The sequence below is a fragment of the Streptomyces sp. NPDC088400 genome (assembly GCF_044753355.1).
Lineage (GTDB): Bacteria > Actinomycetota > Actinomycetes > Streptomycetales > Streptomycetaceae > Streptomyces.
In genome coordinates, this window is sequence record NZ_JBIVMZ010000002.1 from 17,018 (window position 1) to 41,575 (window position 24,558).

General features: G+C 70.3%; 17 protein-coding genes. 8 read left to right on the top strand and 9 right to left on the bottom strand.

The features are described from left to right. Window positions 1-3: 3 nt before the first annotated feature. From ACIQD6_RS05080 to ACIQD6_RS05100, 5 genes are all read right to left on the bottom strand, one after another. Window positions 4-594: a GTP-binding protein gene (locus tag ACIQD6_RS05080; protein WP_401878205.1), complete on the bottom strand. Its 591-nt coding sequence runs from the start codon at window positions 592-594 to the stop codon at window positions 4-6. Beyond that, window positions 569-973 carry a DUF742 domain-containing protein gene (locus ACIQD6_RS05085; RefSeq protein WP_401878208.1) on the bottom strand — a complete coding sequence of 135 codons (405 nt, stop codon included), beginning with the start codon at window positions 971-973 and terminating at the stop codon, window positions 569-571. Before ACIQD6_RS05085 ends, ACIQD6_RS05080 begins: the two co-directional genes overlap by 26 nt. Next, window positions 970-1,380: a roadblock/LC7 domain-containing protein gene (locus ACIQD6_RS05090; RefSeq protein WP_401878210.1), complete on the bottom strand. Its 411-nt coding sequence runs from the start codon at window positions 1,378-1,380 to the stop codon at window positions 970-972. The genes ACIQD6_RS05085 and ACIQD6_RS05090 overlap by 4 nt, the downstream gene beginning before the upstream one ends. Further along, window positions 1,377-2,528, bottom strand: coding sequence for an ATP-binding protein (locus tag ACIQD6_RS05095; protein WP_401878213.1), 1,152 nt, complete (start codon window positions 2,526-2,528; stop codon window positions 1,377-1,379). The genes ACIQD6_RS05090 and ACIQD6_RS05095 overlap by 4 nt, the downstream gene beginning before the upstream one ends. 657 nt (window positions 2,529-3,185) lie before the next feature. Beyond that, complete coding sequence (locus ACIQD6_RS05100) at window positions 3,186-4,052, bottom strand: hypothetical protein (protein WP_401878216.1); 867 nt, start codon at window positions 4,050-4,052, stop codon at window positions 3,186-3,188. Window positions 4,053-4,564: 512 nt separating this feature from the next. Between ACIQD6_RS05100 and ACIQD6_RS05105 the strand changes: the two genes are divergently transcribed. Next, on the top strand, window positions 4,565-6,202 hold the full coding sequence (locus ACIQD6_RS05105) for a hypothetical protein (RefSeq protein WP_401878218.1): 1,638 nt from the start codon (window positions 4,565-4,567) through the stop codon (window positions 6,200-6,202). A gap of 67 nt (window positions 6,203-6,269) precedes the next feature. On the opposite strand, the gene ACIQD6_RS05110 is transcribed toward ACIQD6_RS05105, so the two are convergent. Then, window positions 6,270-8,048 carry a PucR family transcriptional regulator gene (locus tag ACIQD6_RS05110; protein ID WP_401878220.1) on the bottom strand — a complete coding sequence of 593 codons (1,779 nt, stop codon included), beginning with the start codon at window positions 8,046-8,048 and terminating at the stop codon, window positions 6,270-6,272. A gap of 412 nt (window positions 8,049-8,460) precedes the next feature. Between ACIQD6_RS05110 and ACIQD6_RS05115 the strand changes: the two genes are divergently transcribed. The 5 genes from ACIQD6_RS05115 (at window position 8,461) to ACIQD6_RS05135 (ending at window position 15,351) form a co-directional block, all read left to right on the top strand. After that, on the top strand, window positions 8,461-9,354 hold the full coding sequence (locus ACIQD6_RS05115; protein ID WP_401878223.1) for an FAD binding domain-containing protein: 894 nt from the start codon (window positions 8,461-8,463) through the stop codon (window positions 9,352-9,354). 2 nt (window positions 9,355-9,356) lie between these two features. Further along, complete coding sequence (locus ACIQD6_RS05120; RefSeq protein ID WP_401878226.1) at window positions 9,357-9,971, top strand: (2Fe-2S)-binding protein; 615 nt, start codon at window positions 9,357-9,359, stop codon at window positions 9,969-9,971. A 2-nt stretch (window positions 9,972-9,973) separates the two neighbouring features. Next, window positions 9,974-12,358, top strand: coding sequence for a xanthine dehydrogenase family protein molybdopterin-binding subunit (locus tag ACIQD6_RS05125; RefSeq protein ID WP_401878227.1), 2,385 nt, complete (start codon window positions 9,974-9,976; stop codon window positions 12,356-12,358). Between the two features lie 247 nt (window positions 12,359-12,605). Then, entirely contained in the window at window positions 12,606-14,066 is a 1,461-nt protein-coding gene (locus tag ACIQD6_RS05130; protein WP_401878230.1) for an NCS2 family permease, read from the top strand. Window positions 14,067-14,151: 85 nt separating this feature from the next. Beyond that, window positions 14,152-15,351: an XdhC family protein gene (locus tag ACIQD6_RS05135; RefSeq protein ID WP_401878233.1), complete on the top strand. Its 1,200-nt coding sequence runs from the start codon at window positions 14,152-14,154 to the stop codon at window positions 15,349-15,351. Window positions 15,352-15,792: 441 nt separating this feature from the next. On the opposite strand, the gene ACIQD6_RS05140 is transcribed toward ACIQD6_RS05135, so the two are convergent. Together ACIQD6_RS05140 and ACIQD6_RS05145 are read right to left on the bottom strand one after the other, a co-directional pair. Next, window positions 15,793-16,836, bottom strand: a complete 1,044-nt coding sequence (locus ACIQD6_RS05140; RefSeq protein ID WP_401878236.1) for a LacI family DNA-binding transcriptional regulator — start codon at window positions 16,834-16,836, stop codon at window positions 15,793-15,795. Window positions 16,837-17,058: 222 nt separating this feature from the next. After that, the gene (locus ACIQD6_RS05145; protein ID WP_401878239.1) at window positions 17,059-19,071 is read right to left on the bottom strand and encodes a dihydroxyacetone kinase family protein; all 2,013 of its coding nucleotides are present in this window, start codon (window positions 19,069-19,071) and stop codon (window positions 17,059-17,061) included. 276 nt (window positions 19,072-19,347) lie between these two features. On the opposite strand from ACIQD6_RS05145, the gene ACIQD6_RS05150 reads away from it, so the two are divergent. Next, window positions 19,348-21,717, top strand: coding sequence for a right-handed parallel beta-helix repeat-containing protein (locus tag ACIQD6_RS05150; RefSeq protein WP_401878242.1), 2,370 nt, complete (start codon window positions 19,348-19,350; stop codon window positions 21,715-21,717). Window positions 21,718-21,798: 81 nt separating this feature from the next. On the opposite strand, the gene ACIQD6_RS05155 is transcribed toward ACIQD6_RS05150, so the two are convergent. After that, complete coding sequence (locus ACIQD6_RS05155) at window positions 21,799-23,016, bottom strand: lactonase family protein (RefSeq protein ID WP_401878244.1); 1,218 nt, start codon at window positions 23,014-23,016, stop codon at window positions 21,799-21,801. Window positions 23,017-23,252: 236 nt separating this feature from the next. Between ACIQD6_RS05155 and ACIQD6_RS05160 the strand changes: the two genes are divergently transcribed. Then, window positions 23,253-24,530, top strand: coding sequence for a VWA domain-containing protein (locus ACIQD6_RS05160; protein ID WP_401878247.1), 1,278 nt, complete (start codon window positions 23,253-23,255; stop codon window positions 24,528-24,530). Window positions 24,531-24,558 lie beyond the last annotated feature (28 nt).

A 24,558-nucleotide genomic window follows, 5' to 3' on the forward strand; every position in this document is an offset into this window, starting at 1 on the left:
CTCCTAGTTGAGGCGTGACTGGAGGTAGCGGACGAGATCGATCAGCGCGTTCGCCGAGGATCGCTGGTCGCGGGCGTCGCAGGTGACCAGAGGTGTCTCGGGGAGCAGGTCGAGAGCTTCCCTGATCTCCTCGTCCGAGTGCCCCGATGTGGTGTCGAACCTGTTGACGGCAATCGCGTACGGGATTCCGTAGTGTTCGACGAGGTCCATCACCGGGAAAGACTCCTGGAGGCGGTTCGGATCGACGAGCACCAAGGCTCCGAGCGCGCCCCGGGTCATGTCCTCCCAAACCTGAACGAAGCGCTGCTGTCCGGGTGTTCCGAACAGATACAGGACCAGCTTCTCGCTCAGGGTGAGACGGCCGAAGTCCATGGCGACCGTCGTCGTGGTCTTGCCGGTGGTGCCCTTGAGGTCGTCGATGCCTTCTCCGGCCCGCGTCATCACCTCTTCGGTACGCAGCGGCGGGATCTCGGACATGGTTCCGATGAACGTCGTCTTCCCCACGGCGAAATGCCCGACCACCAGGATCTTCGCGGCGGTCTGCACGGAATCGCGCAGGTAGACACCGTCATCCAAAGCGGGCTTGAAGGCCACTCAGCACCTCCTCGAGTATTTGTCTGTCGACAAGCTTCGCGGGAGGTATGGGGGCGCGCGTGTGGAGATACCCCTCCGCCGTGAGATCGGACAACAAGATTTTGACGACGCCGACGGGCAATTCGGTGTGTCCGGCAATCTCGGCGACCGCGAGATAGCCTCCCGAACACAGCTCCAGAACGCTCTGCTTCTCGGGATCGAGTTGTCCCGCCCTGGGGGCGCTGTCGGACACCGTGACCAGCGTGATCAGTGAGAACTCGTTGTCATCCAGCAGGATTCTGCCGTTGGTGATGACGTACGGACGCACTAACGGAGCTGCTTCAGGCTCTGTCCCGTCAATCAGTCGCCGCTCCGGATCGGACTCATCTGGTGATGTCATGCCTTGGTGTCCGCAATCTCGCGAGGAGGACTGGTCAGGGCCTTGCCAAGCTGTCCGACGAGCTGCTGCATACGGAAGGTGATCTCGGCCATGTCGACATCGGGTGTCGCCGAAACCGCGAGATAGGCACCTTCGCCGGCGGATATGAGGAAGGCCCAGCCGTGGTCGAACTCCACCAACGTCTGGCGCCACTGCGGCCGGTTGTTCGGCGGCACGCCGCAGAATTCGGCCACCGTACGACTCAACGACTGCATGCCACTCATCGCGGCGGCCACGGTATCGGCGTGGTCCTTGCCGACATCCTTCGAGCGGGCCATGAGAAGACCATCGGCGGAAACGAGGATCGCATGTCGCGCTTCCGGCACTTCAAGGGCGCTGTCAAGCATCCAGGACAGGTCGTAGTTCACTGAGTCTCATGCCCTTCGCTGTTGGTGGAACGGCGGCCCGATTGCGTTCCTCGCTGGAACGCGCCCATGACGGACGCGGCCTGCTCGCTGGAGCGAGCCGGTGCCTCCGTGCTGTCCGCTGTCGGCACGATCGAGATCGCGCCGCGTCGACGGCGTTTCGGCAGACCGCCGAAGGTGGTCGAGGGAGTCGTCGGAGCCTCTTCGGGCGGCATCGGGGAGGACGCCGCCGCGGTGGGGATCTCCTCGGGCTCGGGCCTGGGTTCGGGCGTGGGCTCGGGCGTAGGCATGGACGTCAGGAGCTCCTCGGGCAGAAGCACGACCGCGCGCACGCCACCGTAGGGGGAAGTGGAATCCACGGAGACGTTGAAGCCGTAGCGGGCGGCGAGCACACCGATCACGGTGAACCCGAACTGTGGCGGATTGCCGAGCCCCGAGACACCGGGCGAGCGTTCGCTCGACAGCAGCTTCGCGGCCCTGGCCTTTTCTTCCTCGTTCATGCCGACACCGGCATCATCGACGATGATGCAGACACCCTTGGGCACGGGCCGGATATTGATCTCGATCACCGTCTCCGGCGCCGAATAACTGGTTGCATTGTCCAGCAGTTCGGCGAGCGTGAGCGCGACCGGCTCGACGGCCCGGCTGACGATGGCGAAATTACTCTGGGCCCGGATCTCGACACGCGTGAAGTGCCGGATGCGGCCCTTCGCGCTGCGCACCACGTCATACAGCGAAGCGGCAGTTCGCTGCCGGCCGAGCCAGCCGTCGCAGAGCACCGCGATGGACTGGGCGCGACGCGCGAACTGCGAATTCATGTGGTCGATGTCGAGGAGGTCCTGGAGAACCTGGAGTTCTCCGTACTTGTCCTGGAGCTTGGAAATGGCGAGCTGCTGCTCACTGGCGAGCCCCTGGAGCGTACGCATCGCCGACTTCAGAGCGGTTTTGGTGTCCTCTTCCGCTCTTTCCTTGGCCTCTTCCACGGCCTCGGCGTAATGCTCTTCCAGGTTGGTGTAGTGAGCCCTGAGCTCCTGTTTCTCCCTACGTAGCTCGGCAATCGACTTTCTGCCGCGAATGATCGCGGTAGCGGCGACAGGAGTACCAGCGGCGATGAGACCCCAAAGTGCTGGATCCTGGAAGTATTGCGTCATAAGGCTCTCTTCGGGCGACTGGGCCACCGGGTGCTGAATGTCTGGAGAGTACGTTCGAGCGTGCTCGCCGTCACAAATGCCACTCGTTCACGGGCATTCATTCACAGACATACGGGATGGTCGCGCATGCTCGCCCGCCGGGCTGCCTTGAAAGGCTCGGCTAATGGCAAAGTTCTCCCCCGGGGCTGGCGGAATTCTGGGCCGATGCGCTGGTTTCCCTTTATGCCATAGCGGGTTCGGCACCGCTTGGCAAGCCTGGCGATCTTATCATCAGGCGGTGGTGTGCCATCCGTGAGGTTACGGTTCTTTTCTGGCATCTGACGGCAATTCAGCGCCACTTCCCTTTTGGGGTTGTTGGCGACTGTTTCCGGCCCGCCTGAGGGGGCTCCGGGTCGGGTGACTTGCCGTCGGTTCGGAGGTATGCACCTTTTGTTCCATCGTCCGTCACATGCCAGAGGCGAAGTCGTGACGGGTTCGTGTCGGGGTTGTGGGGAGCCCGTGCGGACTTGTGGCGCGGGTGGGCGTCGTGGGCCCGGCGGGGCTTTCGCGACGCCTCGTAGCACAAGGCGTACCGCCGAGGGGGCTGGTGGGGATTTTCCGCGTCCGTCGCGGGGGTAAACCCGCGCGACGGACGTGCGAGGGGCCGGCCCCTCGCGATCAGGCGACGGGCGCCGGTGGGGTGAGCTGGTCGGCCAGCCAGGTCGGTACGCCGCCCAGCAGCCGGAACAGCCGCCCGGCTTCGGCGCGCAGCCGTCCCGCCTCCGGCTCCGGTTCGGCGTCCGCGAGGGCGGCGAGGGCCGGGGCCGTACCGACGAGGTAGCCCAGCTCCTCACGGATACGCAGAGATTCGCCGAAGCCGTGTCGTGCCTCCGCCAACTCTCCCTCGCGCAGGGCTAATCCGGCCAGATGGCGCCAGGTGAAGGAGAGCAGCAGCGTCTCGCCGGCCGCCGTGGCGGCGGCGTGGGCCCGGCGGTATGCCGCGCGGGCCGACTGTGGGGAGTCGGAGAGATGTTCCGCGATGAGTCCGCGACGGAAGTCGAGGAGCGCGCGGCCGGGGGCTGTCGGATCGAGCAGGGCCGCCGCCCGGCCCAGGGCGGCACGTGCCTCGTCCGCCCGGTCGCGTACGCCGAGGACCGTCGAGGCGTAGGCGAGATGGCCGCGCTCGCAGGCGGCGGCACCACGTTCGTGGTCTTCGCGGGCGGCGGCCTCCGCCGCCCGCAGGGCATCCTCCGCTTCGGGCCAGCCGTCGCCGGTGAACAGGCAGCGCTCGACGAGCAGCGCGGCGCGTTGCAGGGCCAGGGCCGGGGTCGTTCCGGTGGCGGTAGAGGTGTTCGAGGTACTCACGGTGTTCGGGGCACTCGCGGTGTTCGAGGCGCTCACGGTGTTCGGGGGACTCATGGCGTGAGGTGCGAGCAGGGCTGCCGCGTCGGTCCAACAGCCGCGCGAGCGCAGCCGCCATACCGCGGTCTGGAGAGGGTCGTCACCGACATTGGTTCCGGTACCAGACATGGCGGTATGCGCCACATTGCCCTCCCGAGCGCCCCATTGTGCTGTGAGTGTGGACGCATCTCAGCACGGATGGGCACGCCGGGCCAATAGGCTAGGTGAAAGTTTTCACAATCACTTGGCGGCGGGGGTGGCCCTGCGATGCCGGTGGTAGCGGGGTTCGGGACTGCCGAGAGGGGCAGCCGGGACCGACGGGAGGGCTGTCACCTGCGGTGACCGGAGTGGGGCGGTCGGTGGCGGCGATGCGGGGCCCGATCTCCGTCGGGAGTTGGATCTCCCTATGACCGTATCGAGTGACGCCGGTCAACGGCGGTCAACTTCGGTCGGCATGGCACGCGGTGACACGGAGCGCCGTCCGTCCGGCGGGCTGTAACGGGCGGACGGCTCGTGATCCCGGCCGGGGGCGTGGGCCGGAGTCAGGTCAGGGTCTCGCCACGGGGTAGGTCGGGAGAGTGTCGGGGTGCGTTGAGGGAGTGCGGGGTTTTCGCCAGGGTTGGGGCGGGCTCCGGTCGGTATGATCCGATGGGCTGATGAAACGCCGTCACCACCTCGTCGTCCTCGCTGGTCTCACCTCGGTGGCCGTGCTCGCTACAGGCTGTTCGGGCCGGGACGAGCACGACGCGGCCACGCCGCCGAGTGACTGCCGATCGCTTCCCGACGCGCCGGAATCCACGGGGCCCGGGACGCCGGCGCGCAAGGTGCCGACGGCCACGGATCCGACGGCCACGGATCCGTCGGCTACGGAGCCGACGGACACCGACCTGGGGACCACGGCCCCGACGGCCGCAGGTCCGACCGGCACCGATCCCGCCGGTACGGATCCCACCGGTACGGACTCGACCGGCACCGATCCCGCCGGCACGGCATCGATGTACGAGGCGCAGAACACCGACGACATCAACGGTGACGGCTATCCGGATCTGTCCGCCGACGGCTGGTACCGGCCGGCCTCCGGCGGGGGCTGGCAGCACAACCGGGCGATCGCCTTCGGCTCCGCCAATGGGGTCGACCCGGCCAAGGGCCTCTCCCTCACCCGGCGTTACCCCGACCTTGGTCCGCCGTCGAGCACCGACGATCCGGTCGGGCGCGACGCGGGCGGACAACTGCGGGCCGACTTGAACGCCGACGGCTTCGCCGACATTCTGATCCCCGCCGACCCCAAGCTCCCCGCCGACCGGGCCCGGATCGTCTGGGGCGGCCCCAAGGGTACGGACGGTACGGCCGAACTTGCCGCCAGTACACCGCCGTTGGAACTGACCGCCGACTTCGACGGCGACGGCAGTCCCGACCTGCTGGCCGAGCCCACCGTACGTGCCGTCGCCGACGACTCCGCGCAGAACCAGTGCGCGACGCTGCTGCGCGGCCCGTTCACCCACGACGGCAGGCCGCGTGACACCTCACGTGTCGATCTGTCCGTCGGCGGCCTGGTCCAGAAGCGCGAGATCAGGACGGGCGACTTCGACGGTGACGGCAAGGACGACCTGGTGGTCACCGGAGTGAAGGGCGACCCCGACCCGGACGGCGAGGCGGACGAGAAGCCGGCGGCCGACCATACGGAGTTCTACCGGGGCACGGACGAAGGCCTCACCCGGGTCGGTGAGCTGAAAGGCTTCCCGACCCGGATCGGTACGAGCGGGGACTTCGACGGCGACGGGCGCGACGACCTGGTGGCCGGTGCGTATGTCTACTTCGGCGGGCGCGAGGGCTTGGCCGACGCCCGCCGCAAGCCCTCGAAGCTCCCCGACGACCTCGGCGTCCGGCCGGTCGGCGATGTGAACGGCGACGGCCGCGAGGACCTCGTCGCCGCCGACCGGGGCGGGCCACGTCCCGGCGGCGCCGTCACCGTCTACCTCGGCGGCCCGGAAGGGCCGGAGGCGCAGGGATCCGGCCCGTTCAGCCGCGCGTCGCTACGGCCGCCACACGCTTCGGGCCATGACACCGTTGGTCACGACAACTTCGGCCGGGACACCCAGCTCGTCGACCTCGACCGAGATGGCTTCGACGACCTCGTCGTCGGACACCTGGACTACGACAAGTCCGGTGGCGAGAACGGTTATTGGATCCTCCGTGGCTCGCCCGGGGGAGTCACCGGCGAAGGCGCCCGCTTTGTGAAGGCGGCGGACATCGGCGGCGGTGGAGGACAGCTCAGGCCGGTTGAGGCCGGTTGAAGACACTTGAGGCCGGTTGAGTTGGCCTTCGGCTGAGTGCGGTTTGACGACGGCTTGGGCCGCGGCCTCAGCGCATCCGTAGCGCCAGGAAGAAGTCCAGCTTGTCTTCCAGGCGGGACAGGTCACGGCCTGTCAACTGCTCGATCCTGCCCACCCGGTACCGCAGCGTGTTGACATGCAGATGCAGCCGGGCCGCGCACCGCGTCCATGAGCCGTCGCATTCGAGGAAGGACTCCAGAGTCGGGATCAGCTCGGCACGGTGACGGCGGTCGTAGTCCCGCAGGGGGTCCAGCAGACGTGCGGTGAAGGCCCGGCGTACGTCGTCGGGGACGAACGGCAGCAGCAGTACGTGCGAGGCCAGTTCGTGGTGGCCCGCCGCGCAGACACGGCCCGGACGGGCCGCCGCCACACGGCGGGCGTGGCGGGCCTCCTCCAGGGCGCCGCGCAATCCCTCGGCCGACGCGACCGCAGCGCTCACACCCAACGTCAGCCGTCCGTCGTCCGCGAGGCCCGACGACAGAGGTTCGCGTACGGCGGCCAGGAGCGCGTCCGCGTGCAGGCCCGAGTCCGTCGCGGAGATGTCCCCCGGTTTCCCGGCTCCCACACCGATGCCGCCCCCAACACCTTCGCCCCCGCTCTCGTGCGACGCCGCCCCCGAGGCCGACGCTGTCATGGGCAGTGGCACCAGCGCGATCGCCTCGTCGCCCATGTGCGCCACCGCGATCCGGTCCGAGGTGTCCGTCCCCCCTGTCGCCGGGTCGACCAGGATCTCCTCCAGCAGCGACTGGGCCACCGGGCCGCCCTCGACCGCCGCCCCGCCCGTTCCGCCGTCCGCCCAGTCCACCTGGGCCACCACGACCTGCCAGTACGGTGCCGTGCTCAGTCCGGGCAGCAGCACCGGGGCCGCCACCCGGAGGCGTCCGGCGATCTCGGCGGGGACCGCGCCGGCCTGGACCAGTTCCAGGACTTCCTGGGCGAGCCGGCGCCGTACCGTACGGGCCGCGTCGCGGCGGTCGCGTTCCACCGCGATCAGCTGCGTCACCCCGTGGAGCAGGTCGAGCCGGGCCGTCGGCCAGTCGCCCGCGTCCGCCTCGACCGCGAGCAGCCAGTCGGACAGCACGGTCTCGCGCACATCCCGGGATGCGTGGGGCGCCGCGTCGCGCCCGGGACCGGGCAACTCGCGCCCGGGGACGGGAAAGAGGGAGTACGCCGTCCCCTCGACGGTCACCTGGTACGGACTCCGGCGGCCGGCGCGGGTCGCCGCCAGATGCTCACCGGCCAGCGCGGCGGCCCTCGCGGCGGGCAGTGGCTCGCCGGCCCCCGCGATCTGCCGGCCGACGGGGGAGAGCACCCAGGCCCGCAGGTCGAGGTCGGAGCCGAGGAGATCCAGTACGGCGTCGGGGCCGCCGCCCGCCGGGCCCGAGGTCATCAGCCTGCGGTGCCGGTCGACGACCGCCGCAAGGTCTCCGGCCCGCTCCCCGGAGACCTTGCGGACCACGTGCTCGGTGATCGTCGCGAACGCCACATCCTCGGTGACCGCGAAGAGCGGCAGCCGGTGGTACTCACAGGCCACGATCAGATCCTCCGGGACAGGCCCCAGCTCCGCCTCGCCCGCGGCGATCCCGGCGACTCCGGCGTTCGCGAGGATGCGGACGAACGGTTCGGAATCCTCTCCGGAGCGCCGCCAAGCGAGTCCGGTGAGGACCAGCTCACCGCCCGACAGATAGCGGCTCGGGTCCCGCAGATCGGTGGTCATCACCCCGCGGACGGTCCGGTTCAGCTCGTCCTCGCCGCCGAGCAGCCGCAGGCCCAGCGCATCGGTGTCCAGCAGTGCGCGCAGCCGCATCTCGTCGCCGCCGATCTTTCTCGTTGTTGGTCGGTCCCGCCGGTCCCGCCGGGTCGTCACCGGGTCGTCGCTGGGTCCCGTCAGGCCCCTCCCTGCCGGGCACCGGTACCGCTCGGCCGAGACCGGTACCGCCCAGCCTTGATCGACCCTGTCAGAGGAGTGCCCGATCCTGCCCGGAAGGCACTCGATTCTGATCGGCGAGCGTCTCCTGTGGGTACTTATGTTTCAGGAGGAAAACCTTACGGTTACCGCACCCCGTCATTCGTTCGAATCTACAAGACTCAGGGGGCGACCAGCCAATTCCTTCATGGTTTCGGTTACTGCACCAGCCGGAGTGCGCCTTGTGTACTTGTGAGAGAAGCCGGGCCGGCCGTCCCCCGGACCCAGAGAATGATCAAGAAGAGAGCCACTCATGGACTTCCTTCGCCCTGCCAGCTGGGAGGACGCGCTCGCGGCCAAGGCCGAGCACCCCACGGCCGCGCCCATCGCGGGCGGCACGGACATCATGGTCGAGATCAACTTCGACCACCGGCGGCCCGAGTACCTGCTGGACCTGAACCGCATCGCCGTTCTGCGCGAGTGGAGCGTCGGTGAGGAGAGCGTCCAGCTGGGCGCCTCCGTCCCGTACACCGACATCATGGAGCACCTCAGAGGGCCGCTGCCGGGCCTCGCGCTCGCCTCGCACACCGTCGCCTCGCCGCAGATCCGCAACCGCGGCGGCGTCGGGGGCAACCTCGGCACCGCGTCTCCGGCCGGCGACGCGCATCCGGCCCTGCTGGCCGCGGGCGCCGAGGTCGAGGTCGAGTCGGTACGGGGCGCCCGCCGCATCCCGATCGACGCGTTCTACACCGGGGTGAAGCGCAACGCACTCGCCCCCGACGAGCTGATCAAGACCGTGCACATCAAGAAGGCGGACGGCCCCCAGCAGTTCTCGAAGGTGGGTACCCGCAACGCGATGGTCATCGCGGTCTGCGCCTTCGGGCTCGCCCTGCACCCCGGGACCCGTACCGTACGGACCGGCATCGGATCCGCCGCCCCGACCCCCGTGCGCGCCCGCGACGCGGAAGCGTTTCTGAACGCGGCGCTGGACGAGGGCGGCTTCTGGGAGAGCGGGAAGATCATCACCCCGTCGATCGCCAGGCAGTTCGCGTCTCTCGCCTCGGCGGCCTGCAACCCCATCGACGACGTGCGCGGCACCGCCACGTACCGCCGCCACGCGGTCGGTGTCATGGCACGCCGCCAACTCGGCTGGACCTGGGAGCAGTACCGCGGCACCACCGGCCGCGCCCTGGAAGGAGCTGCCTGAACATGCGCCTGAATTTCACGGTCAACGGACGCGAACAGGAAGCCGACGACGTCTGGGAGGGCGAGAGCCTGCTGTACGTACTGCGCGAGCGCATGGGCCTTCCCGGCTCCAAGAACGCGTGTGAGCAGGGCGAATGCGGTTCTTGTACGGTACGGCTCGACGGCGTGCCGGTCTGCTCCTGCCTGGTCGCCGCCGGTCAGGCGGAGGGCCGTGAGGTCCTTACGGTCGAGGGCCTCGCGGACTACGCCAGACACCGCGAGGAGACCCATCCCGGAGGCGGCTGCACCACCCGAGCTTCCGGGGCCCCCGGCTCCTGCGGCATCACGCTCGACGAGGCCAAGAGCCGGCAGGCCAAGGGCTCTTCCGACGCGCAGGCGGGGGAGGGCAGCGAACTGTCCCCCGTACAACAGGCGTTCATCGATGCCGGTGCCGTCCAGTGTGGTTTCTGCACCCCCGGCCTGCTGGTCGCGGCCGACGAGATGCTGGAGCGCAATCCGTCCCCGACCGACGCGGACATCCGCGAGGCCCTCTCGGGCAACCTCTGCCGCTGCACCGGTTACGAGAAGATCCTCGACGCGGTCCGCCTGGCGGCCGCCCGTCAGGAAGGCGGGGTCTGACCATGGCCACCACCGGTACCCCCACCGACATCAGCCAGGGATCGAAGACCAAGGGCGGCATAGGGGAGTCGACACTCCGCCCCGACGGCACCCTCAAGGTCACCGGCGAGTTCGCGTACGCCTCGGACATGTGGCACGAAGACATGTTGTGGGGCCACACACTGCGCTCCACCGTGGCCCACGCCACCATCAGGTCCATCGACACCGCCGAGGCCCTCGCGACCCCCGGTGTCTACGCCGTCATGACCTACGAGGATCTCCCCACCGACGTCAAGAACTACGGCCTGGAGATCCAGGACACCCCGGTCCTCGCCACCGGCAAGGTCCGCCACCACGGCGAGCCGGTCGCCCTCGTCGCCGCCGACCACCCGGAGACCGCGCGCCGCGCCGCCGCCAAGATCCGCGTCGACTACGCCGAACTGCCCCTCGTCACCGATGAGTTCACGGCGACCGCTCCCGGCGCGCCACTGGTCCACGCGAACCGCGAGGACCGGCACGCCCCCCATGTCCCGCACCCGAACATCGTCCACCGCCAGCCCATCGTGCGCGGCGACGCCGACGAGGCCGCCCGGCGCGCCGATGTGATCGTCTCCGGCGACTACGTCTTCGGCATGCAGGACCAGGCGTTCCTCGGACCGGAATCCGGCCTCGCCGTGCCCGCCGAGGACGGCGGTGTGGATCTCTACATCGCCACCCAGTGGCTCCACTCCGACCTGCGTCAGATAGCGCCCGTCCTCGGGCTCCCGGAGGACAAGGTCCGGATGACGCTGTCCGGCGTCGGTGGTGCGTTCGGTGGCCGGGAAGACCTGTCGATGCAGATCCACGCGTGCCTGCTGGCGCTGCGTACCGGCAAACCGGTCAAGATCGTCTACAACCGCTTCGAGTCCTTCTTCGGTCATGTCCACCGCCACCCGGCGAAGCTCCACTACGAGCACGGCGCGACGCGCGACGGCAAGATCACGCACATGAAGTGCCGGATCGTGCTGGACGGCGGCGCGTACGCCTCCACCACCCCGGCCGTCGTCGGCAACGCCGCGTCCCTCTCGGCCGGACCGTACGTCATCGACAACGTCGACATCGAGGCGATCGGGCTCTACTCCAACAACCCGCCCTGCGGGGCGATGCGCGGCTTCGGCGCGGTCCAGGCGTGCTTCGCCTACGAGGCGCAGATGGACCGACTGGCGGCTCAACTGGGCCTGGACCCTGTGGAGTTCAGGCAGCTCAACGCCATGGAGCAGGGCACGGTCATGCCGACGGGGCAGCGGGTGGACTCCCCGGCGCCCGTCGCCGAACTGCTGCGCCGCGTCAAGTCCCGGCCGCTCCCGCCCGGTCAGCAGTGGCTCGCGGCCGGCGAGTCGGCGGATGTCCGGGCCCTGCCCGGCGGTCTCTCCAACACCACCCACGGCGAGGGGGTGGTACGAGGCGTCGGCTACGCGGTCGGCATCAAGAACGTCGGTTTCTCCGAGGGCTTCGACGACTACTCCACCGCGCGGGTACGGCTCGAAGTCATCAACGGAGCGCCGGTCGCCGTCGTGCACACGGCGGCGGCCGAGGTCGGCCAGGGCGGGGTCACCGTCCAGGCCCAGATCGCCCGGACCGAACTCGGCGTCGCCCAGGTCACCATCGTCCCGGCGGACACCAAGGTCGGCTCGGCGGGCTCGACTTCCGCCTCCCGCCAGACCTATGTCACGGGCGGCGCGGTGAAGAACGCCTGCGAGCACGTCCGGGAGCAGGTCCTGGAGATGGGCCGGCGCAAGCTCGGCACGTACCACCCCGCGTGGGCCACCGCCGAACTGCTGCTGGAGGGCGGCAAGATCGTCACCGACGGGGGCGAGGTCCTCGCCGACCTGGTGGACGTACTGGAGGACGAGGCGGTGGACCTGGAGCTGGAGTGGCGCCACCGTCCGACCCAGCCCTTCGATCTCCGTACGGGACAGGGCAACGGCCATGTCCAGTACTCGTTCGCCGCGCACCGTGCGGTCGTGGAGGTGGATACGGAACTGGGCCTGGTCAAGGTCATCGAACTGGCCGTCGCCCAGGACGTCGGGAAGGCGCTCAACCCGCTGTCCGTCGTGGGCCAGATCCACGGCGGCTCGACGCAGGGGCTCGGTGTGGCGGTGATGGAGGAGATCATCGTGGACCCCAGGACCGCGAAGGTGCGCAACCCGTCCTTCACGGACTATCTGATCCCCACGATCCTCGATACGCCGACCATGCCCGTCGACGTACTCGAACTGGCCGACGACCACGCGCCGTACGGTCTGCGTGGCATCGGCGAGGCGCCGACCCTGTCGTCGACCCCGGCGGTCCTCGCGGCCATCAGGGACGCGACGGGGCTTGAGCTGAACAGGACGCCGGTGCGTCCCGAGCACCTGACCGGGACGTGACCCAGCCCTGTCCCAGACCCACTCCGCCCTTCCCTGGCCCCACTCCGCCCAGTCTCCGGCCCCACCGGGCCGGCCACCCAGGCCTGGCCGTCGATAGAAAATTAGTACGGAATATCCTCTTTCCGTAGCGCAGCACCTTTGGTTCGCCTCGGGCCGTCCCCCGGGTCGTGCAGCCCCACACCCAGCCCGAATCCCGCAGTCACAGGCTTTTCCGCGGGTGCCCCTTTGAACCTTGGGAGCAGGACCCATGACCCAGCAGTCAGCCGAGCCCAGGAGCACCGCCGAGGACGCCGGCCCAGGCTCGCGTCCCCCGGCCGGAAAGTCCTGGCTCGACCGTTACTTTCACATATCCCGGCACGGCTCGACCGTCGGCCGTGAGGTGCGCGGCGGCGTCACGACCTTTATGGCCATGGCGTACATCCTGCTCCTCAACCCGCTGATCCTGTCCGGCAAGGACATCGCGGGCGACACCCTCAGCCGGCAGGCCCTGATCACCGCGACGGCACTCGCGGCCGCCCTCACCACCCTGCTGATGGGCTTCCTCGGCAAGGTGCCCCTCGCGCTGGCCGCCGGACTCTCCGTGTCCGGTGTGGTGGCCGGTCAGGTCGTGCCCGTGATGACGTGGCCGCAGGCCATGGGGATGTGCGTGATGTACGGAGCCGTGATCTGCCTCCTGGTGATCACCGGCCTCCGCGAGATGATCATGAACGCGATCCCGCTCGCGCTGAAGCACGCGATCACCATGGGCATCGGCATGTTCATCGCCCTGATCGGCCTGGTGAAGGCCGGGTTCGTACACGCCTCGCAGGGCGGTGGGCCGGTCACCCTCGGCCCCGCCGGTGAACTCGCCGGCTGGCCCGTTCTCCTCTTCTGCGTCACCCTGCTGCTGATCTTCATGCTCCAGGCCCGCAAGGCGCCCGGCGCGATTCTGATCGGCATCGTCATCGGCACGGTCATCGCCGTGATCCTCAACGCCGCGGGCGTGGTCAGCCCCAAGGCGTGGGGCAGCGGCCCGCCGGAGCTGAGCGGCGGCGCCGTCTCCATGCCGGACTTCTCGCTCTTCGGGAAGGTCGAGTTCGGCGGCTGGGGCCAGGTCGGCGCGATGACCGTCGGCATGATCGTTTTCACGCTGGTCCTGGCCGGGTTCTTCGACGCGATGGCCACCATCATCGGAGTCGGTACGGAAGCCGGGCTCGCCGACGGCAAGGGCCGGATGCCGGGCCTGTCCAAGGCGCTGTTCATCGACGGTGCGGGCGGTGTCGTCGGCGGTGTGGCGGGCGGATCGGGCCAGACCGTCTTCGTCGAGTCGGCGACGGGCGTCGGCGAGGGCGCCCGTACCGGACTCGCCTCCGTCGTCACCGGCCTCTTCTTCGCCGCCTGCCTCTTCTTCACCCCGATCACACGGCTCGTCCCGGGCGAGGTCGCCGCGGCGGCCCTGGTCGTCATCGGCGCGATGATGACGCAGAACGCCCGCCATGTGGACTGGGGCGACCGCGCCGTCGCCGTACCGGTGTTCCTGACCGTGGTCCTGATGCCGTTCACGTACTCCATCACCGCGGGCGTGGCCGCCGGCGTCATCTCCTATGTGGCCATCAAGTCCGCTCAGGGCAGGGCCCGCGAGATCGGGGCCCTGATGTGGGTCCTCACGGTGATCTTCCTGGTCTTCTACGCGCTCCATCCGATCGAGTCCTGGCTGGGCGTCTCCTGAGCCCACCCGCCCCTGACCCCGGGGCGAACGCACCCCAACGTCAACTGCCAACCGTCAGCGCCCATCAGACCCCGAGGAGACCGACATGCTTGACATAGCCGAAGAGCTCAACCGGTGGGTCGAGCAGGGGCGGGACGTCGCCGTGGCCACCGTCGTGGCGGTGGGTGGCAGCGCTCCCCGCCGGCCAGGAGCCGCCCTCGCCGTCGACAGCGAGGGCGCGGCGATCGGTTCGGTCTCGGGCGGATGCGTGGAAGCGGCCGTGTACGAGCTGTGTCGGCAGGCCCTGACGGACGGGCGTACCGTCCTGGAACGGTTCGGATACGACGACGAGGACGCCTTCGCCGTAGGACTGACCTGCGGCGGAGTCATCGACATCCTGGTGACGCCGGTACGGGCCGACTCGCCGGGCCGGCCCGTGTTCGCGGCGGCGCTGGCCGCCGCGGCCCGGGGCGAGGCGGCGGCGCTCGCGCGGATCACCGAAGGGCCGGACGAACTGCGCGGCCGTGCCCTCCTGGTCCGCCCCGACGGCTCGTACGAAGGCGGCCTGGGCGGACACCCGGAGCTGGACCGTACGGCGGCGGGGGAGGCCCACGGCATGCTCGACGCCGGCCGCACCGGCACCGTGGTCGTCGGCGAACGGGGGTCGCGCTGCGGACAACCGCTGACGCTCCTGGTCGAGTCGAGCGTCCCGCCCCCGCGCTTGATCGTCTTCGGTGCGGTCGACTTCGCCTCGGCGCTGGCGAGAGCAGGTGCGTTCCTCGGCTACCACGTGACCGTCTGCGACGCGCGTCCCGTCTTCGCCACGCGGGACCGTTTCCCCGACGCCGACGAGATCGTCGTCGCATGGCCGCACCGCTATCTGGAGTCGGCCGTCGCGGACGGGGTGGTCGACGGCCGTACGGTGCTCTGCGTCCTCACCCATGACGCCAAGTTCGATGTGCCCCTGCTGGAGCTGGCCCTGCGGCTCCCGGTCGCCTTCGTCGGCGCGATGGGCTCCCGGCGCACCCACGAGGACCGGAACAGACGGCTGCGCGACATCGGGCTCACCGAGCGGGAGTTGGCCCGGCTGCACTCGCCGATCGGCCTGGATCTCGGGGCCCGTACGCCCGAGGAGACCGCGCTCTCGATCGCCGCGGAGATCGTCGCGGCGCGGCGGGGCGGCAGCGGGGTCTCGCTGAAAGGGGCGCGCATTCCGATTCATCACGACGGGCCGCCGGTATCGGCGCGGGCGTCGGCCACCATGCCCGGGTCGGCCGGAGTGGGGCGGATCGAGTCCGTCGCCTGACCGCCTGACCGCCTGACCGCCTGACCGTCTGAGCACCTGCCGCACGGCACCCTTGGCGCTGCGCACTGCTCCGTGCCGCGTCCCCCACGGATGCGGCACGGAACAGCGCTCTCACCTGCCTCGCGGCAGGGTGCGCTCCCGCACCGGGCAGGGCAGCTGTGCGGGGCGGCGTGACAGGAGCCGCCACCTCCGGTGTGGGAGCGCTCCCATGAGCCTTGTCCAGGAGCGCTCGCTTGTCAAGAGCGGGTATGTCACGGGCAATTCGAGGTGCGGCTTCGGTTGCCGTCCTCGCGCGGCGGATTGTCGCCCTCCGTCACCTTATGCACGTCACCTTATGCACCGTCACCGTCGTCCATCTGGATGCGACGGCCCATCAACAGGCGGGATCCGCAGAGGAGCGCGGTGCGCCGGAGCGCCAACGCGGCGCCCCGGCACGGTGGTTCACCCCGATGCCCGCTGAACCAGTTCCGTTCGCAGCACCACATGCTGCCAGGCCGCCGAGGAATCATTGATCATCTCCAGCAGCACCCGTGCCATGGTGCGCCCCATCTCCTCCACGGGCTGGCGCACCGAGGTCAGTTGAGGATCCGTGTGCTGTGCGACGGGGGAGTCGTCGAACCCCACCACGGCCACATCCTCCGGGACCCTGCGCCCCGCCGCCCGCAACGTGTGCAGGGCGCCCACCGCCATCAGGTCCGAGGCGGCGAACACCGCGTCGAGACCGGGATGCCGCTCCAGCAGCTCGCCCATCGCGCGGCGTCCGCTCTCCTCCGTGAAGTCGCCGTGGGCGATCCATGAGGTGCCCGGGGTACGGGAGATTTCCGGGGCGCCGGACGTGTCCCGTACCGCCTCCTCGTACCCACGCAGTCGGCACTGCGCCACATACATGTCCAGCGGGCCGGTGATGGTGGCGATCCCGCGCCGTCCCGAGTCCGCCAGATGGCGTACGGCGGCGCGGGCGCCGCCCGTGTTGTCGGAGTCGACGTACGACACGGATTCGTCCCCGGACCTGCGGCCGCTCAGGACCGTCGGCATCTCCATCCCGGCCAGCAGGTCGGGCAGCGGGTCGCTTCCGTGGACGGAGACCAGCAGGACGCCGTCGATCCGGCGGGCGCGCGCGTACTGGAGGAAGCGCTGCCGCTCCTTCTCCGTACGGACGAGGGTGAGGAGGAGTTGCAGGTCGGTGTCGGCGAGAGCGCCCCCCACGCCGTGGACGATCTCGGAGAAGTACGGTTCGGCGAAGAACCGCTTCTCGGTCTCCGGTATCACCAGCGCCACGGCGTCGCTGCGGCTCCCCGCGAGGGCGCGGGCGGCGCGGTTCGGTATGTAGCCGAGCTGGGCGATGGCCTGCTCGACCTGGTGCCGGGTGGTGTCCTTCACTCGTGGCGAATTGTTGATGACGCGGGACACCGTGCCCCGGCCGACGCCGGCGAGTGCGGCGACCTCCTCCAGGGTGGGCTGGCCCGTACGTCCCCTCGTCACCATCGTGCGACCTCCAGTCTGGGCCCGGGCTGCCGACGGCAAGTGGAGTGCGGAGTGCGGGGTGCGGTGCGAGCAGGGAACGGGCTGGTGGTCATCCAATCACTGGGGGAGCCGCTGTACGAGTTCGAGGCATGGACCGCAGGGCCGTGATCTCCGCCGGTCGCACCTCCGGCCACGCTCTCTTCCGCCGCACCGTCGGCGGGCAACCGACGGCACTGCGTGGCATCAGCCTTTCCCCTCAAGGGAGTTGAGGGATTCCTGCACGGGGGCCGGGGTGAGGGCGGCGACGATCAGGGCGAACGAGACGGCTCCCGCGTCGGGCGTGCCGAGGCTGTGGTCCCCGTGGGTACGGGCCCGGCCCAGGCGCGCGGCGATCGAGGCGGTCGCGTCCGCCGCCTCGCCCGCCACCCGCGCGGCCTCCGCCCACGCGGCGGCGAATCCGGCCGTCGGGAGCGCGGCCTCCAGCCGGTCGACGAACGGCACCGCCGCGTCCACCAGCGTCTTGTCACCGGGCCTGGCCCCGCCGATCCGCAGTACCGCGTCCACCGCCGCCCGTACGCCACGGGTGAGGTGTGCGCCAGGAGTGACGCCAGGAGTGAGGTGTACGCCGCCGGTGAGCCGGAAGTGGGGGCCATGCGGCGGTCGTGCGGCGGCGGCCGTATCACCGCCGGCTGCGTCACCGTCCCCCAGTACCGAGCCGAACGCGATCAGGGCCGCGCCCCACAGTGCGCCGGACGTGCCGCCCGCCCGCTCCGACCAGGCCGCACCGGCCCGGAACAGGACCGTACGGGCGCCGCCCCCGAGGGCGACCGCCTCGTCCGCCGCCTCCACGGCGGCCTCGGCCCCGCGCCGCATGCCGATGCCGTGGTCGCCGTCGCCCGCCACGGCGTCGATGTCGCCGAGGCGCCGTTCGTGTGCCACCACGGTGTCGCGTACGGTCCGTAGCCCTTCGGCGAGCCGCGCCCCCAGAGCGCGCGAATCGGCGCTGCCCGGTACGACCGGCGGCAGCCGGTGGGTGACGGCGAGGTTGTCCGTACGGGGCGGCCGGGGGCCGACGGCACCGCGCCGGAAGGCCGGGGTGGCGGCCGGAGCCGTCCACAGCGCTTCGAGTTCGGCGTCGAGGAAGGTCAGGGTGAGGGAGAGACCGGCCATGCCGAGGCTGGTGATCTGCTCACCGACCACGGGGGCGACGACGGTGAGTCCCTCGGCGGCCAGCCGCTGGGCGACGCGGTGGTGGACGACGTACAGCTCCTCGTAGGTGGTGGCGCCGAGGCTGTTGAGGAGCAGCGCCACCCGGTCGGAACCGAGCCCGTCCCCCTTCCCGTTCTTCCCCATCCCGTTCCTGGCTCTTCCCTTGCCGCCCCTGCCCCTTCCCTTGCCCGTCCCGGCTCTGCGCCCGTCTCCGGCTCCGGACACTGCTCTGTCTCCGGACACCGCTCTGTCTCCGGACACCGCTCTGTCTCCGGACACCGCTCCGGCTCCGGACACCGCTCCGGCCGCCGCCGCGCGTTCGGCGAGGAGGCCGTCCACGAGCAGGTCGGCCACCTCGTCGGCGGTGGGCAGGGGCCGCGTCTCGATACCGGGTTCGCCGTGGATGCCGAGGCCGAGACTCATCTGCCCGGCCCGGATCGTGAACGGCGGCCGGTCGGCGCCCGGCAGGGTGCAGCCGCCGAAGGCGATGCCGAGGGAGCGGGTGGCGGCGTTGGCCTTGCGGCCCGCGCGTTCGACCTCGTCCATGCCGTGGCCGGCCTCGGCCGCCGCGCAGAGCATCTTCAGTACGGGGAGGTTGCCGCCGATGCCCCGGCGCCGGGCCGTGTCGTCGCTCGGTCCCGACGCGATGTCGTCCGTGACCACGAGGATCCGGACGTCCATGCCTTCGGCGCGCAGCTGCTCGGCCGCGTGACCGAAGTGCAGGAGGTCTCCTGCGTAGTTGCCGAAGCCGAAGATCACGCCGCCGCCGTTGTGGGCGGCGCGCGCCACCGAGCAGATCTGCGAGGCGGACGGTGAGGCGAAGACATTGCCGCAGGCCGCGCCGTGCGCGAAGCCGGGGCCGACCCAGCCCGTGAACGCGGGGTAGTGGCCGGTGCCCCCGCCGATGACGACGGCGACCTGTCCCGGTGGAGTGGCCGAGGCGCGGACGACTCCGCCGTGCACGGTGCGGATCTCGTCGGGATGGGCGGCGGCGAAGCCGGCCAGGGCCTCGTCGGCGAAGGCACGCGGGTCGTTCGTCAGCGGCATTCTGACGATGTATCACGACGAAGGCCCGATCGCGGTGAAGCTCATGGGCTTCGACGGCGGTGTCACACGCGCCGACGGATCCGCCCCGCACCTTGCCCCTGGTGCGACCGTCCTGACCTGGAGCGCCCGGTCCTCGAACGGATTTCCGGTGCAACGCCGCCGCCGTCCCGCTCGTCCTCCAAGCGCGGGACGGCGACGGGGCCGTGAACCCACCCGGATGGACATCAGCGGTAGTCGGGGGCCTTGGCCACTGGCTCGACCGGCGGGAGACAGGACGTGCTCTACACCTTCGGCGGCAGCCCCTCGGCCGTGCTCACCGACGCGACGGGCACAGTCGTGCCGGACTGTCCCGTCCTGGTCAGGGGCGTCGGCACCGGCGACCCTGTCACGGACCTCTACGAGGAGGACGGCGTCACCCCGATCGCCTCCCTGCGGTCCGACCCCGTGGGCAGCGACACCCCGGGCGCGATCCGTACCTTCCAGGCCGTCGATGTACAGGCGGTCTGCTACGAGTACACGGGCGCGGACGGACAGCCGGTCCGCCGGTACGAGACGGGCCGCCCGGCGGTCCCGGTCGTGACGTCCCTGGCGGATACCCCGGTGGCCGGTCTCCACGTCGTGAAGGGCGCGGCCGGCGACGGTGTCACCGACGACGCCCCGGCCATCCAGGCGGCACTGGACGAGGCGTACGCGGCGGGAGGCGGGATCGTCCTGATCCCCGGCGGAAGGACGTACGGCGTCGGCACGTTCCTCGTCGTCAAGGCCCGTACGACCGTGTGGGCGTACGGGGCGACGATCCGCAGCATCCACGCCAACCGGGGGTGCCTGCGCAACTTCATGCCGGACGACTCCTTCACCGGTTACGGCGGCCACTCCCGGATCTCGGTCCTGGGCGGAGTGTGGGACGGCAACGCGAGCGACGGAGCCGGCAGCGGGCTGGTGACCGGCACGACGAACATCGCGTGTTTCATCCACTGCCGGGACATCACCGTGCGGGACGCCGTCTTCCTGGACACCTCCGGCGCTCACGGCCTGGAGTTCAACGCCGTGGCCGGCGGGCGGGCGCTGAACTGCCGGTTCGAGGGCTTCCGCGACAACTCCGGCGACGGCAGCCGGCTGTCGTCGGAGGCGATCCAGATCGATCTGGCCAAGTCCGGATCGTCCTCCATCCCCGCCTACGACGGCACCCCGTGCAAGGCGATCACCATCGACGGCTGCTGGTTCGGGCCGTCCGCCCGGCTGGGCTCCTTCGGCCGGGCCGTCGGCAGTCACGCACAGGTCGCGGGCCAGTACTTCGAGGACATCTCGATCACCGGGAACGTCGTCGAAGGCGCCCTCGAATCGGGGATCCGGGGCTGGTGCTGGCGCCGCGCGGTCATCAGCGGCAACACCGTCCGGGACGCGGCGGGAAGCGGCATCCACGTCTCCGTACCCGACCCCGCCGCCGGTACGGTCTACACCTCCTACGGCGTCACGATCAGCGGCAACCTGATCGAGGGGGCGCGGAGCGGTTCCGGTATTCGCGTCCTGGGATACGACACCGCGCCCATCGCCGACGTACGGATCAGTGACAACACCGTCATCGGCAGGAGCGGGAGGAGCGGTAGCAGCGGTAGCACAGCCAACGGCATCCAGGTCCAGTGCACGCCCCGAGCGATCGTCGCCGGGAACACGGTCGACTCCGTACCGTCGACCGGCATCTATCCGCAGTACTCGGACGGTGTGAACGTGACCGGCAACACCCTCACGGGCACGTCCTCCAACGCGGTCAACGTCGCGGGCTGCGCCTCGGCCTCGGTGACGTCCAACCTGATCGACGCCACCGCCGACAACCACGGAATCGTCGTCGGCGCGGGCACCGACGGCCGTACGGGCCCGGGGGCGCTGGTCGTCGGCAACCGGATCGAAGCGGCCGCCGTCGCCGGTATCCGGGTGTCGCAGACCGGCTGCCACATCTCCGGCAACAAGGTGGTGAAGGGCTCCGGCACCACCGCCAACGGGGTCAGCCTCACCAGCACCGCCACGGGCTGTGTCATCACCGACAACGACCTGTCCGGCAACGGATGGACCACCTCGGCGGCCCTTCTCACCTCCACCGCCCTGCCCGTCACCGGCACGACGGGCACCACCGCCCTCCCGGGCTCGAACGTGGTCAACGCCCTGCGGCCCCCTGCCCTGGCGACCGTGGCGGACTCCACCGCCCAGGCCCCCATCGCTTCGGTGAGCATTCCCGCCAACGACGCGACAGCGGGCGCCGGTTACCGCTTCACGGCACGGGGTACCGCCTCCACCACCGGCACACCGACCCTCGCCCTGGACGTTTCCCTGGGCGGCACCCAGCTCATGCCTTTACGGGGCGCGCTCGCCACCGCCCCCGCGCTGTCCTCGGCGGGCTGGGACGTCGAAGTCCTGCTCACCTGTGTGAGCACGGGCGCCTCGGCCACCTGGACGGGGAAGGCCACGCTCGTCAGCCGACTCACCAACGGGGCGTCGGGAGCCGTCGTGCAGGACCTCGGTCTCATCAACACCACGGTCACCAAGGACAGCGGCTCGCCCCAGTCCCTCGCCGTACGCGCCACTTGGGGCACGGCCAGTTCCTCGAACACCATGACAGCTACGGCGGCCACGATCGACCGCAGCGGCTGAGCCGGAGCCGGAGCCCGAGCCCGGGCCGACTCGGCCCGGCCCGGCCCGGCCCGGCTCAGGCTCAGCCGAAAGGGACACGCCCTACAGCGGCAGGGCACACACCGCGACCGGCGAGGTGAACGGGGCACCCGCCGAACGCAGTTCACCGGTTTCCTCATCGATATGGAAGACGGTGACCGAGTTCGACCGCTGGTTGGCGGCGAAGAGCAGACCTCCGCCGCTGCCGGCGGCTCCGGCGGGGGAGAGGGCGAGCTGGCGCGGGAAGTCGCCGCCCACGGGCACGGTGTCCAGCAGACGGAGTTCGGCGCCGTCCGCCTCGACGGCGTACCGCGTGAGGCTGTTGTGACCACGGTTGGCGAGATAGGCGAAGGCGCCGTTGCCGGTCACCACCAACTGCGCCGGAAAGTTGCTCCCCGCACTGCCCGCGCCCGTCGACTGCGGTTCACCGGGCGTGAGTTGGCCCGACCCGGCGTCGTACGCGCAGACGACGACCGTGTTGTCCAACTCGTTGGCCAGATAGGCGAAAGCACCCGACGGATGGAACGTGAGATGCCGGGGGCCCGCGCCGGGGCGCAGGCTCGCGTACGAGACCCGCGTGAGCGTGCCGGCCGAGGTGTCGAGGCGGTACGTGTAGACGGTGTCGTTGCCGAGATCGACGGCCAGCACATGGCCGCCGTCCGGCGCGGTGATGATCTGGTGGGCGTGCGGGCCGGTCTGGCCGGGGCCCGGCGGCGGGCTGGAGTGCGTGCTCAGATCCGTACGTTCGCCGAGCGCGCCCGAGGCCTCGATGGGGTGCACGGCCACACTGCCGGAGGTGTAGTTGGCGCTCAGCAGCCACTTTCCGCCCGGATGCACCGACAGGTGGGTGGGCCCGGCTCCGCCCGTAGCGCGCGTGCCGAGGATCCGGTGGTCGCCGTCGTCGGCGAGAGCGATCGCCGTGACACCGCCGTCCTCCTGCTCGTTGACGGCGTAGAGCGTGCGACCGTTCGGATGCGCGGCGAGATACGAGGGGTTGTCGACGCCCGAGAGCGTGCCGGTGCCCGAGACGGTGCCCGTTTCGGGAGCGTACGTCGCCAGGCCGACGCCGGTGCCGCCGCCTTCGACGGAGGTGTACGTACCGAGGAACAGCGGCCGGTCGGCGGCGCGTCCACGGGAGGGCGCGGGCGCGGCTCCGCCGGTGGCCGCGCTGGGCGTGTTGCCGTCGGGCGTGGTGCCGCCGGGGGTGATGCTGTCGGGCGCGGTCGCCGCCACGACGGCCGTGGTCGCCGCGAGCGCGCCCACGCTTATGCCCACTCCCATGAAGCGACGGCGGCTGAGCCCGACCGTCGATCCCGCTGATCCCGCCGATCTCGGAGACCCCACCGACGGCGATCCAACTGATCCCGCCGATCCCGCCGATTCGTCCGGTCCCGTCGGTTCCGCGTTGCCGCTCATGCAGGTCACCTCGTTCGTCGATTCATGTGTGCCCATTCGCATCTTGACGCTGCGTCAGTTTCTGTTTGGCTCCGTCAAACGATCCTCACTATCATCCGGCGATGATCATAAGAAGACGGTCGGCAGCCGCCCTGTGCGGCCTGTTGACCACCCTGGCCGTAGGGCTCTTCCCTCCCGCCGCCATCGCCGCCGACGAACCTACCGAAAATCCGGCTCCGAAGGTCGATCTCGTCCTCGACGTCAGTGGATCGATGCGGACCCGCGACATCGACGGCGCATCCCGGATGGCGGCTGCGAAACAGGCGTTCAACGAGGTGCTGGACGCCGTACCGCAGGAAGTGGAACTGGGCATCCGCACCCTCGGGGCGAACTATCCCGGGAAGGACACGAAGGTCGGCTGCAAGGACACCAAGCAGCTGTACCCGGTGGGCCCGCTCGACCGTACCGAGGCGAAGACCGCCGTCGCCACCCTCGCCCCCACCGGCTGGACACCCATCGGCCCGGCCCTCCTCGGCGCGGCCGACGACCTCGAAGGCGACGGCGACGCCACCCGCCGCATCGTCCTCATCACGGACGGCGAGGACACCTGTGCCCCGCTCGACCCCTGCGAGGTCGCGCGCGAGATCGCGGCCAAGGGCATCCACCTCACCATCGACACCCTGGGCCTGGTGCCCGACGACAAGACCCGGCGGCAGCTGACCTGTATCGCCGAGGCGACCGGCGGCACCTACACCTCGGTGCAGCACACCGATGAACTCTCCGGCCGCGTCAAGCAGTTGGTGGACCGCGCCGCCGACCCGGTCGTCACACCCGTGGCGACCGCGGGTGCCGCGCGCTGCGCCGACGCTCCTCGCATCAGGCCCGGCCTCTACAGCGACCGCGAGAAGTTCTCCGAACACCGCTGGTACCGCGTGGACGTACGGCCGGGCCAGGAACTGCGCGCCTCGGTCAGCGTCGCCGCCGACCGCGCGGTCGACCGGGACTACGGTGTGCTGCTGCGCGCCGTGACCGTACACGGCAGAGAGATCGTCCGGGGCTCGGAAGCGGGCGACGGACGCACCGATGTGATCTCGTCCGGTCTGCGTTATCCGAAGCCGGAGGCCGACGACCTCGACGACGACGAGACTCCGCCCGCGGAGACGGTCTGCCTCCAGGTCAGCAACGCCTTCTCGGCGCCCGACTCCGTGAAGACCACGCCGGGCCTGCCCGTCGAGCTCTCCGTCGACCTGGTCGACTCGCCCGACGAGCCCTCCGACATCGCCGCGTTCGGTCTCGGCCGTGGCTGGTGGCTGCTCGGCGCGATGGTCCTCACGGGGCTGGTGGCCGGGCTGCTGTGGGGCTGGATATCGCGTCTGCGTGTCGTATGGAGGACCAACTGATGCGTACCACCCGCATGACTCGTACCAC

Coding starts and splice junctions, on each gene's coding strand:
- ACIQD6_RS05085 (WP_401878208.1), bottom strand. CDS start 973: ATGACATCACCAGATGAGTCCGATCCGGAGCGGCGACTGATTGACGGG.
- ACIQD6_RS05095 (WP_401878213.1), bottom strand. CDS start 2,528: ATGACGCAATACTTCCAGGATCCAGCACTTTGGGGTCTCATCGCCGCT.
- ACIQD6_RS05105 (WP_401878218.1), top strand. CDS start 4,565: ATGAAACGCCGTCACCACCTCGTCGTCCTCGCTGGTCTCACCTCGGTG.
- ACIQD6_RS05110 (WP_401878220.1), bottom strand. CDS start 8,048: ATGCGGCTGCGCGCACTGCTGGACACCGATGCGCTGGGCCTGCGGCTG.
- ACIQD6_RS05115 (WP_401878223.1), top strand. CDS start 8,461: ATGGACTTCCTTCGCCCTGCCAGCTGGGAGGACGCGCTCGCGGCCAAG.
- ACIQD6_RS05120 (WP_401878226.1), top strand. CDS start 9,357: ATGCGCCTGAATTTCACGGTCAACGGACGCGAACAGGAAGCCGACGAC.
- ACIQD6_RS05125 (WP_401878227.1), top strand. CDS start 9,974: ATGGCCACCACCGGTACCCCCACCGACATCAGCCAGGGATCGAAGACC.
- ACIQD6_RS05130 (WP_401878230.1), top strand. CDS start 12,606: ATGACCCAGCAGTCAGCCGAGCCCAGGAGCACCGCCGAGGACGCCGGC.
- ACIQD6_RS05135 (WP_401878233.1), top strand. CDS start 14,152: ATGCTTGACATAGCCGAAGAGCTCAACCGGTGGGTCGAGCAGGGGCGG.
- ACIQD6_RS05140 (WP_401878236.1), bottom strand. CDS start 16,836: ATGGTGACGAGGGGACGTACGGGCCAGCCCACCCTGGAGGAGGTCGCC.
- ACIQD6_RS05145 (WP_401878239.1), bottom strand. CDS start 19,071: ATGCCGCTGACGAACGACCCGCGTGCCTTCGCCGACGAGGCCCTGGCC.
- ACIQD6_RS05155 (WP_401878244.1), bottom strand. CDS start 23,016: ATGGGAGTGGGCATAAGCGTGGGCGCGCTCGCGGCGACCACGGCCGTC.
- ACIQD6_RS05160 (WP_401878247.1), top strand. CDS start 23,253: ATGATCATAAGAAGACGGTCGGCAGCCGCCCTGTGCGGCCTGTTGACC.